This is a genomic window from Nostoc sp. 2RC (assembly GCF_014222165.1).
Lineage (GTDB): Bacteria > Cyanobacteriota > Cyanobacteriia > Cyanobacteriales > Nostocaceae > Nostoc > Nostoc linckia.
This window is the reverse complement of sequence record NZ_JACKZU010000371.1, coordinates 1-8,011: the sequence shown is the minus strand read 5'-3', so window position 1 is coordinate 8,011 and position 8,011 is coordinate 1. Positions and strand designations below refer to the sequence as shown.

At 40.8% G+C, this 8,011-nt stretch carries 6 protein-coding genes; 3 read left to right on the top strand and 3 right to left on the bottom strand.

Translation table 11 applies throughout. From position 1 onward, the window contains the following. The first annotated feature begins 735 nt into the window (after window positions 1-735). Window positions 736-1,635 carry a heterocyst differentiation master regulator HetR gene (gene hetR / locus GNE10_RS28765; RefSeq protein ID WP_099069731.1) on the top strand — a complete coding sequence of 300 codons (900 nt, stop codon included), beginning with the start codon at window positions 736-738 and terminating at the stop codon, window positions 1,633-1,635. 661 nt (window positions 1,636-2,296) lie between these two features. After that, window positions 2,297-3,766: a sensor histidine kinase KdpD gene (locus GNE10_RS28760; RefSeq protein ID WP_185569088.1), complete on the top strand. Its 1,470-nt coding sequence runs from the start codon at window positions 2,297-2,299 to the stop codon at window positions 3,764-3,766. A 349-nt stretch (window positions 3,767-4,115) separates the two neighbouring features. Here GNE10_RS28760 and GNE10_RS28755 read toward each other — a convergent pair whose 3' ends face one another. Both GNE10_RS28755 and GNE10_RS28750 read right to left on the bottom strand, forming a co-directional pair. Next, entirely contained in the window at window positions 4,116-4,391 is a 276-nt protein-coding gene (locus GNE10_RS28755; protein ID WP_260447069.1) for a hypothetical protein, read from the bottom strand. Between the two features lie 105 nt (window positions 4,392-4,496). Continuing rightward, complete coding sequence (locus GNE10_RS28750) at window positions 4,497-4,991, bottom strand: hypothetical protein (RefSeq protein WP_185569087.1); 495 nt, start codon at window positions 4,989-4,991, stop codon at window positions 4,497-4,499. Between the two features lie 355 nt (window positions 4,992-5,346). On the opposite strand from GNE10_RS28750, the gene GNE10_RS28745 reads away from it, so the two are divergent. After that, window positions 5,347-6,018, top strand: coding sequence for an AIM24 family protein (locus tag GNE10_RS28745; protein ID WP_185569085.1), 672 nt, complete (start codon window positions 5,347-5,349; stop codon window positions 6,016-6,018). Between the two features lie 362 nt (window positions 6,019-6,380). Here the strand turns inward: GNE10_RS28745 and GNE10_RS28740 are convergent, their stop codons facing one another. Beyond that, the gene (locus GNE10_RS28740) at window positions 6,381-7,871 is read right to left on the bottom strand and encodes a DICT sensory domain-containing protein (protein WP_185569084.1); all 1,491 of its coding nucleotides are present in this window, start codon (window positions 7,869-7,871) and stop codon (window positions 6,381-6,383) included. Between the last annotated feature and the right edge of the window lie 140 nt (window positions 7,872-8,011).

Here is an 8,011-nt window from a genome sequence, read left to right as displayed (position 1 = left end):
AAATATATTACTAAGGCAAAAAATAATGATACAATCATTAACGATGTTTGAAATAAACAGGTATTTTGAAATTGAAATTATTTGTCTTACTTCATGTCTACGATTTTTCCTCAAGCCAGCAAGCTATATTGCCAAAACACTACTGGAGGTTGCGAACAGGATAATACTTCACAACTAGCGGTTTGACTGAGGTTGTGAATGTTGCCACACCTGGTAACTGCTTTTCTTCTAGGCTTTCGATGATTTCCGGTCGATTGTGTAATACAAATAATTCTTCAAAGCAAAATAAAAACCATCTTTTTCGAGTTTATAGATATCCCAGATGAACCGTGTAAACTAGTTTTTACTTGAAGCGAGCTAGCATCATGTCATAATTAGCTCTCAGCAACTTGACATTTTTGCTCTTGAAAGACAACAAACTAGAAAAACCTAAAGAACTTAAAAGCTTTGTCGATACTTTGTAACACAGTTGCCTTTGAGGACATAAAGCGCCGTAAAGCTGGACATGTGATGTTTTCTCTTTTTCTCGACAGATGTAGGGACAGTTATTGTAACAACACTGAATCTATATGTGTACCAGAAAATATGCGATAATTGTAGTTTCAACTACTGCCAATATCATAGTTATCGCATACTAATATAGTCTGAAGTAAAGACATTGCCTTCAGCCAGGTGTATACTACCTATTTTCACTCGATTAAAACTCTGTAAACGTGCTATTCAATTGTCTGTAATATGAGTAACGACATAGATCTGATCAAACGTCTTGACCCCAGTGCGATGGATCAGATCATGCTTTATCTGGCTTTTAGTGCCATGCGGACGAGTGGGCACAGGCATGGGGCATTTTTAGACGCAGCCGCAACAGCAGCCAAGTGTGCAATATACATGACTTATCTAGAGCAGGGACAAAACCTGCGAATGACAGGGCATTTGCACCACTTGGAACCGAAACGGGTAAAAATTATTGTAGAAGAAGTTAGGCAAGCGCTAACTGAAGGGAAACTACTAAAGATGCTGGGTTCTCAAGAACCACGGTATCTTATTCAATTGCCTTATGTCTGGTTAGAAAAATATCCTTGGCAACCGGGGCGATCGCGCGTACCTGGTACTAGTTTGACAAGTGAAGAAAAAAGACAAATTGAGCAAAAACTACCAAGCAATCTACCTGATGCCCAGTTAGTTAGCTCATTTGAGTTCTTGGATTTGATCGAATTTTTGCACAAGCGATCGCAAGAAGATTTGCCACCCGAACACCAAATGCCTTTGAGTGAAGCTTTAGGCGAACATATCAAGCGCCGTTTGCTCTACTCAGGTACGGTAACCCGCATTGATTCTCCTTGGGGAATGCCCTTCTATGCTTTGACTCGTCCTTTTTATGCCCCAGCAGATGACCAAGAACGCACTTACATCATGGTAGAAGATACCGCCCGGTATTTCCGGATGATGAAAAATTGGGCAGAACGACGACCAAACGCTATGCGCTTGTTGGAAGAACTTGATATTCTTCCAGAAAAAATGCAGCAAGCTATGGAAGAATTAGATGAAGTTATCCGTGCTTGGGCAGATAAATATCACCAAGACGGAGGTGTGGCAGTGATTTTACAGACAGCTTTTGGCGAACGCGAAGACTAGTACAATTGTGCAAAATTTCAAATCTCCAAAGGCTATCCAATAACGTGAGTTCGACACCTCCCTCTAACTCCTCTCCAACAGGGAGAGGAGCATTATAGTTTTTTCTAGAAAATACGGAGAAGCAAGAGTTTCTGAGAGTTTTACATATAATTCATATAGATTAATCTTTTATGCACAGGTGTGCGTATAAGTACCTGAGCAAGCAATACGGTTCGGGGAAAGGGGAAAGGGGAAAGGGGAAAGGTTTCAAATACTACATCCAAATCGCTTTACTCGTTAACAAACTTCGGCGGGTTTAAGTCCCCGGCTTCTATCAAGCAACAAGTATGTGTTTGCGGGGTCTAAATCCCCGTTAAAAAACTGTACTTCAGACGAACAACTTCCGAGTTCCGACTTCTGACTTCTTTAACCTTTTCCCAAACCACAAGGGAATTTCATACTGCTTATCCGAACCGTATTGCCTCAGCAAGCCCCAATTACAGGCATTATTTCCCCTAACCTATCCCTTGTTATGCAATTTTTCAATTTACAACGGAAATTGCACCCAAATTGTTCGGTTCTACGACTGTTACCTGTACACAAATGAATATAACCTCTTAGGTAGTAGTGAGGTTCTATCCTAGACCTTATTCGTCGCTCTTGAATTAAGGGGTGAAAACTTGTGTACCAGTGGATATTGCCAAGTCTTTTGGAAATCTTGGCACAAAATCAATCAAGTGTGGCTGAATGTTCACCAGCAAAAGCAGAGCGGCAATGGCGTGTCAGCCTTGCAGCAACAGAACACTTGCTATTAAATAGTTTAGCAACTGTTCCAGGTGACACTACCCAAGGATTAGTTTTAGCTGCACCAGCACCGTTATTTAGTCAGCCAAAACTCGCTCAAAGCTTAGAGACAGTAACTTTTACAGCAAAACCATTTAACCCTTTGGCACTGATGCCATTTCAGATGCCAGATACGATTGCACTTGAAGATTGTGAAGTTGCTCCCTGTGAATCCGTACTTCCTTTATTACCAGCCGATCCATTAGCGGCAGAACAGTTTTGCTTAGTTTTTACAGATAAATTTACATTAGTACTAGTTTTAGCAACGCATAAAAACGGTAAAAAAACTTTTTCATTTTCTTTTGAACCGGAGGTAGTACAGCAGGCTTGGCGATCGCTAGGAGCGCGGGTAATGCTGACTAATCCAGAATTTTTTACCCAATTGGATACATTAGTACAACAGTATTCTCCACTAGCACCAGATTACCGGATGGTGGTTCAATTTAGCCAGCTATTACTTCAAGAACTAACAGAATCAGAAGAAACTAGAGACTCTTTACTAGGCACTCTTAACAAGGAGGACAAAGAAAATAACCCATCCCCCATCCCCAATGCCCCATGCCCAATGCCCAATCCCGATGTCGAATTGCTCCAAGCTTTTGCCCACGAAGTTCGTACACCTTTAACGACTATTCGCACCATGACGCGCCTACTCTTGAAGCGGCGGGACTTGGCTAAGAGCGTCATCAATCGGTTAGAAATTATCGATCGCGAGTGTAGCGAGCAAATTGACCGTATGGAGTTACTGTTTAAAGCAGCAGAACTGGAAACTTCTGCGCCAGTAAAATCTTCCAAAACTCAACTGACGCCCATGTCTTTAGATCGAGTGTTGCAACAAAGCATTCCCCGTTGGGAACAAGCAGCACAGCGGCGCAACTTAACTTTAAATGTAGTGTTACCGCAGCAATTACCAACTGTAGTTAGTAATCCCAGTATGCTCGATCGCGTACTCACTGGGTTGATGGAGAATTTTACCCGCAGCTTACCTCCTGGTAGCCACATTCAGGTACAAGTGATTCCGGCTGGAGATCAACTAAAGTTACAATTATCGCCACAACTGTTATCTAAAGATACAAATAAATCTACTACACCAGCAACACCGCCAATTCGCAAAGCCCTTGGTCAACTGCTGATGTTTCAGCCAGAAACAGGTACTATTAGCTTGAATATGGCCGCAACCAAGCATTTGTTTCAAGCCATCGGTGGGAAACTGATTGTTCGTCAACGTCCACACTATGGAGAGATATTAACAATTTTCCTCCCCTTAGAAGTTAGCGGCGATCGCGAAAAACTAGGAGGGCGTTGCTGACCCTAAGCAAACTGAATGCTCCCCTTCGCATGAGTCGTGAGATGAATTGCTGTTTTAGGTAAATGCAATCGTGCAAACTTCCTCCCGCTACAAATTCAGCGAATACCAGAGGATTACCATGAATGTGTCGCACTTTATAAACCTTGCCAAAACCCCCCTCTCCAACAATGTCAGTTACTTTATACAAGTCCAGAATGATGTCTCCAACGTTCCATTTGGCAGAATTCTGAGGTATGATGTTTGTTTTGCTTAATGGTGTTGGCTACGCTATTCTAGGGTTTGAGCAAGATATTCATTTCAAACAAAGTTTAAGTGCGATCGCTTCTACTTAATGCAGAAAAAATTAAGTTTACGGAATAGGTGCAGGGGAAGGATGTTTCCCTGCATAGTAAACAACGACTTTCAACTGTTCAAGGTCAGGAACATAAAATAGTCTGTCCCCTTTTGTCACTTCGTATTCCCATGCCCCCTTGTAAAGTTTGCCCTTCAAAGGGAAAACACGCCCTGGTTGTCGAGTGGTTGGTGCTGTACATAAATCTTCATAACAGCGAAGAGTGTTTTCTGGATGACGCTGCATTAAAGCTTCCCAATCCCTATTCACCCGACGATTTTTGGCTACTACCAACCAAGTGCTTTCTACCTCAAATAATTCAGGAGCCGTCAGTTTAACTTCTGGCGGCTCTAAATTCTTTAGTATGGGATTTTCTTGTTGGTTATCTGATATACTCTCTTACACAGCACTCTCGGCAGATGGCTTAGTTAATGCCACTTCATCAATTTCAGCACTAAAAGCTGCTGCCAGTTCGGGGCTAGAGTAAGCAATGGCACTTTCATGCCATTCATGGATAAGCGCGTCAATCATCTCCCATGCTGTAGTTGAGGAATCTATCAACCGAAAAGCCTCACTTAGCTCGTTGATAAACTCTTGCAACTCATCGGAATCAAACACACTCAACCATCCATAAGAATGTTCAAAGCCGATTTCTTTCCTTAGTAATAGAGAAAAAGCCACGGTTAATGCTTCAAAAACAGTTTTACTTTGAGTAGCTGCCTTCACCAGAGAAGTTACTTGCTCCCGACGCAGCAATGCAAAAGACTGATCGTTACGAGTAATTGTCACTGGACGTTCCAAAGCTTTGTCTAGAACTCGCCCAGGCTGACGATTCAACTCAGTGGCAGTAATTAGCTCATCTGAGTAAATATTGCCAAAATTCCCCAGAACCATAGGTTATGCGTTTTCAGCCAACAGTGAAAAGCTCATGTGAATAAGTTGCTACGTATAATTTTACGTACTATTTATTAAGAGTCAATAGGAATAAAAACTTGAGGTATTAAATACAAAGATGTGAGTAAGTGCGATCGCTTCTACTTAATGCAGAACAAATATTGATATTCACAACAACAATAAATTTCTCAGTGCGCCCTGTAGAGACGTTGCAGTGCAACGTCATCCATCGCGGTTTTTAAGGAAATTATGCAGATTTATCTAACTTGCCATTTGTAAAAATAGATGCCAAAAATGTATATAAATTATGCTGCAAATTTAAGTATACATTTCGACATCAATCAAAAGGAAAATCATGGCAATTTTTGAAGTTATTGAACGAGAAAGTTTACATTTAGTCAAAATAACTTTGCAAAACGAAACAGTACGTACTGAATCTGGTGCTATGTACTATATACATGGCAACATTAAAATGGAATCTAAAGCTCCTTCAGCAGGTGGGTTTTTAAAGTCTTTAGCTACAGGAGAAAATATTTTCCGTCCCACATATACAGGTACAGGTGAATTATATTTAGAACCTTCTTTATCTGGTTATCACATCTTAGAATTAGATGGTAGTGAATGGATTTTAGATAGTGGCGCTTATTGGGCCAGTGATGGGAGTGTAGAAGTAGGAGTTGAACGTAACAAATTGGTGTCAGGCTTAATTGGTGGCGAGGGTTTGTTTCAAACAAAAGTCAAAGGTAGGGGTAAAGTGGCGATGGTTGCACAAGGCCCTGTGGAAGTCATCAATTTACGAAATGACCGATTAGTTGTTGATGGAAATTTTGCGATCGCTCGCACAAACACATTAAATTATCGCGTTGAAAAAGCTACCAAATCTTTTCTAGGTTCCATGACTTCTGGTGAGTTTTTGGTCAATACTTTTGAGGGAACTGGTACTGTATTACTAGCTCCTGTTCCAAATTGGCAAGTGATGATGCTTCGCCAAATTATTGCTGCTATTCCAACACCTTCGAGTAAATAGATAGAATTCAGGAGTCAGAATTCAGAATTCAGAATTTAGAATCAATAAGCTAGTAAAAAATTCAACTATTTTTGAATTTTGAATTTTGAATTATTTAATCCAAAATCCAAAACTTACAACAGATTGCAACTTAATCAAGTACGAAATTTAAGTCTGCTAGCTAGACCATGAGGCTATTTTAATTTTGAATTCTGACTCGATGAATTCTGAATTTTCAATTTTCCTCTATCATTAGACTTCTTGCAGAAGTTGGTAAAAAAGGAAGGGAAAAGGGCGAAAATTTGGTATTTTCCCCTTCAACCTTTCCCCTTTAACCTTTCCCCTTTTCCCACAAGAGTGCAAAAAGCACTTTTGCAAGAGGTTTATTCATTAGCAGTAGCGATCGCTGCTGGACTATCTGCAACACTGGCTAATTGCACTGTAAATGTGGAACCTTCATTTACTTTACTTTTCACAACAATAGAACCACCACAACGTAGTAGCAATTGCTGTACAATCGTTAATCCTAATCCAGCACCACCATGATCTTCAGCTGCTGTTGTTCGTACGCGATAAAAACGGTCAAAAATTTTGGGAATTTCGTTCTCAGGAATGCCAATACCTGTGTCACGGAATTCTAGTTGCACGCGATCGCCTTGGAGGCGGGCACGCACCCAAACTTGACCGCCATTTGGGGTAAATTTAATACTATTGTGCAGCAGATTAATCACAATTTGCCTCAGCCCGCCACTAACGCACCAAACAGCTGGAAGTTCAGTAGGTACAGTGTAAGCCAGCATAATTCCTTTTTCTTGGGCTACAGGTTGGTATGTACTGACAACTCCAGGGACAATATCTGAAAGACGCACTGATTCTAAAGTTGTAGCGTCTAAATCATGTTCGAGTTGCACAAGATCTAACAAACCAGTAATTAAGGAATTTTGCTGATCGCACTGGGTATTTAACATCTGTAAATAACGTTGTCGCTGCGGTGGTTTGAGATTAGGCGAATTCAATAACGAAAGTGCAGTTTTCATGTGCGTCAACGGTATACGTAATTCCTGACAGACATTTTTCAAGTATTCATCTTTTAGTTGTTCCTTGTTGTGCAGTTCTTGATTTTGTTGCTGTAATTTTGTAGTGCGTACTGTGACGATTTGCCGATTAATTTCATCTTGGCGTAGGAGTTGTTTTGCCAATAATTGATTCATCAATACAGGTTCCGGCACACTTGGACAAATAAAATCAGCAGGTATGATGGGCGATGATTCTGGCGTAATTGCTTGTTGAATACCATTTAAGACTTGCTGAATTATTCTCCCCTCAACACTAGTAATAATTAACAACGGCTGATTTTTATTAGTAGTTACTTTCCCAGAAGTTTGATTTTTGCGTTTTTTCAAAGGTCGATGAGCCAAAATTAAACTACAAAACTGGGGAGACAATACCATCAGAAAATTTTCCCGTCGCAGTTGGCTATGGGGTGGTAAGTAAACGGGGATGTGATGGGGGGATAAGGAGGATGAGGGAGATGAGGGGTATGAGGGGATATTTTCTCCTCTTACTCCCTCATCTCCCCCATCTCCCTTGTCTCCCTCATCTTTCCCTTTGTTAATATCCTCAATTTGGCAAGTATAGATAAAACTAGACGCACCTACAGAAGATTGATAACGGACTAATTCTAATTGCCAAATTTTTTCTGGTGGTAGCTTCACCCATAAAGTGGCTGCAATTTGCTGCTCAATGAGTAAGTCAATTTGCGCTCTCACCAGAGATAGTAGAGTAGCTGGACTGAGGGACAATGGTTTAGGAGGCGCTTGCACTCCCATAACCAGTTGATAAACAGACAGATCCTTAGCCAAAGAAACATTCATGAGTCAAGCACAATAAGGATGAAGCAAACAAATAATTCTGTCTTCGATTTTCACCTTTATATGTGCATTTTTTACGAAATAGCCACGGAAAGAAATGTGAAGGATGAAAAATGGGGAATGGGATATGGGGGATATGGGGG